Genomic DNA, 2,675 nt, shown 5'->3' with positions numbered 1-2,675 from the left:
TCGCGCCTGCGACGGTGGCCCACAGATACCCGCCGAGCCCCCAACCCACGACGAAGGTGGCCGCAGCCACCGCGACCCGCAGCACCGCGTCGGTGACCATCAATGCGCCGTACTGGGACCAGCGGTTGACCCCGGCGAGGGCGCCGAGCAGCGTGGTGTGCAGACAGAACCCGGCCAACCCGACGCTCAGCAGCGCGACGCTGAGCAGCCGGTCTTCGACGAAGACATGCGCCGACCACAGCGGAGAGGTCGCGGCGATCAACGCTGCGGCCGTCAGCCCGATCGCGGCCCCCACCCGGATCGGGTGGGTGCGCTCACCTGTGGGCTCGGTGTGCGTTGCGGAGCGGACTTCGCGCGTCGTCTCCTGGAGCAACCCGAATGCGGCTCCGCTGGCGAGCCCGAAGGCGCCCCAGAACACCCCGAACACCGAGAAGCCGGCCGGCTCGAGATCGCGTGCGGCCAGGTAGAGCACCGCGTAGCCGCACAGTGCGGTCAGTGCCGTCGCCGCCCCGACCCGGACCATGCTGCTGCGGGTCACCGCCCCCGAAGGCGCGGCAGTCGCGTCGGTCACGCCCACACGTCCAGCGACGGAACTTTCGATGAGTACAGCCACGCATCCCACAGTGGACGCAGCGAATCCTCGGCATAGTGCGCGGCCATGCCGGTGAAGTCGTCGGTCACCGCCGTGCCGTGCCGGTAGCGTGTCGTCCAGTCCTGCAGCAGCGCAAAGAAACTGGTGTCACCGATGCGCGTGCGCAGCGCGTGCAGGGTGAGTGCGCCGCGCTTGTACACCCGGTCGTCGAACATGTCGCGCGGCCCGGGGTCGGCGAGCACCAGGTTCTGCGCAGAGTTTCTCAGCCGCTGGTGATAGTGCAGTGCCCACTGATGCGCGGTGCGCTCGCCGCAGTGTTCGGACCACAGCCACTCGGCGTAGCACGCGAAGCCCTCGTGTAACCAGATGTGGCGCCAGCGTTGCGCGGTGACCGAGTTCCCGAACCACTGGTGGGCCAACTCGTGGGCGATCAGACGCTCCGAACTGCGCTGTCCACCACAGTGATTGGCGCCGAAGATGGAGATACCCTGCGCCTCGAGCGGGATCTCCAGGTCATCGTCGGTCACCACCACGGTGTAGCCCGTCGCCAGCGGATAGGGTCCGAACAGTTTCTCGAACAGTTTCATCATCTCGGGTTGGCGGCCGAAGTCGTGGTCGAAGTCGGCGCGCAGCCGGTCGGGCAGCACCGAGAAGATCTCGACGCCGTTCTTCGACATCCGGTGGCGTTCGTACACGCCGATCTGCAGGGTGACCAGGTAGGTCGAGGTGGGTTCGGCCTGCTCGTAGATCCAGGTGGTCATTCCGGCGCGTGCCCGGCGGGACAGCAGCTTGCCGTTGGCTACGGCGAAATACACAGTCTCCGTGCTGATCTGGATGCGGAAGCTGGCCTTGGCGCTGGGATGGTCATCACAGGGGAACCAGGACGCCGCGCCGTTGGGCTGCCCGGCGACGAGTGCGCCTTCGGTGAGTTCCTCGAAACCGACCGCACCCCAATGGGATCGAATGGGTCGGGGGGTGCCGCCGTAGCGCACAGTCACGGTCATCGCGGCGCCGGCCGGCAACCGCTCACCGAGGGTGATGTGCAGCTTGCCTGCCTGGCTTCGGAACTGCGAGGGCCGCTTGCCGTTCACCGTCACCTTCGACACCGCCAGAGCATTCGACAGGTCGAGGGTGAAGGTCTTCAGTTCGGCCAGGGTGACGGCGGTGATGGTGGCCGATCCGGCGAGTCGGTTGATCGCGACCTTGTATTCGAGTTCGAGTTCGTAGCGGGACACCCGGTAGCCGAAATTGCCCGCCTCGGGCAGGTACGGGTCGATGACCGGGGGCCCGCTCTTCTTGGCGACCCGTTTGCGTCCCGTCACGCGACCGCGGGCTTCTTGGGCTTGGGGTTCGACGCGTCCGCCTGCTTCTTGCGGGGCGGATTCCAGGCTGCGATCGGGTTGCCCTGCCACCGCGTCGACGGCGGCACCTCGTCACCACGCATGACCAGCGACGCAGGTCCGATGGTGGCCCCGGCGCCGATTCGGGCCGCGGGCAGTGCGACGCAGTGCGGTCCCAGGGTGGCGCCCTTTTCGAGGACCACGGTGTCCATCCGCATGATGCGGTCGTGGAACAGGTGGGTCTGCACGACGCACCCGCGGTTGACGGTGGCGCTGTCCTCAAGCGTGACGAGATCCGCCTCGGGAAGCCAGTACGTCTCACACCACACACCACGTCCGATCGTCGCGCCCAGCCCCCGCAGCCAGAGATTCATCACGGGGGTACCCGCGGCGGCGCGGGCGAACCACAGCGCGGCGACGGTTTCGACGAATGTGTCCGACACCTCGTTGCGCCAGACGAACGGTGACCACAGTGGATGCTCGACCGCGGTGATCCGCCCCACGACAAGCCATTTGGCGATCACCGCGACAGCCCCGGCCACCGCCCCCGCAGCCAGCAGGGCCAGCCCGGCGAGCAACGCCGCCCACCCCCAGCCGATCGTCACCACCGAGGACTGCAGCGCCAGCAGCACTGCGACACCGATCGCGAACGTCACCACCACGGGGACGAACCGGAAGGTCTCGACCGTGGCGCGCAACGCCTTCAGCCGCGGCGTCGGGTGGAACGTGCGCAGCGCGTCGGC

General features: G+C 68.1%; 1 protein-coding gene and 2 pseudogenes. All 3 read right to left on the bottom strand.

Going from position 1 to position 2,675, the window contains the following annotated elements:
- Positions 1 to 571, bottom strand: a pseudogene (locus tag WA965_RS25250) (hypothetical protein); the annotation flags it as partial.
- The gene (locus WA965_RS25245) at positions 568 to 1,914 is read right to left on the bottom strand and encodes a M1 family metallopeptidase (RefSeq protein WP_526295060.1); all 1,347 of its coding nucleotides are present in this window, start codon (positions 1,912 to 1,914) and stop codon (positions 568 to 570) included. The gene WA965_RS25245 and the pseudogene WA965_RS25250, both read right to left, overlap by 4 nt.
- Positions 1,911 to 2,675 (bottom strand): annotated as a pseudogene (locus WA965_RS25240) (amino acid adenylation protein); the annotation flags it as partial. The pseudogene WA965_RS25240 and the gene WA965_RS25245, both read right to left, overlap by 4 nt.

It is taken from the genome of Mycobacterium sp. (assembly GCF_049683935.1).
In the GTDB taxonomy this organism is placed as follows: domain Bacteria; phylum Actinomycetota; class Actinomycetes; order Mycobacteriales; family Mycobacteriaceae; genus Mycobacterium.
This window is presented reverse-complemented; position numbering and strand designations above follow the sequence as displayed.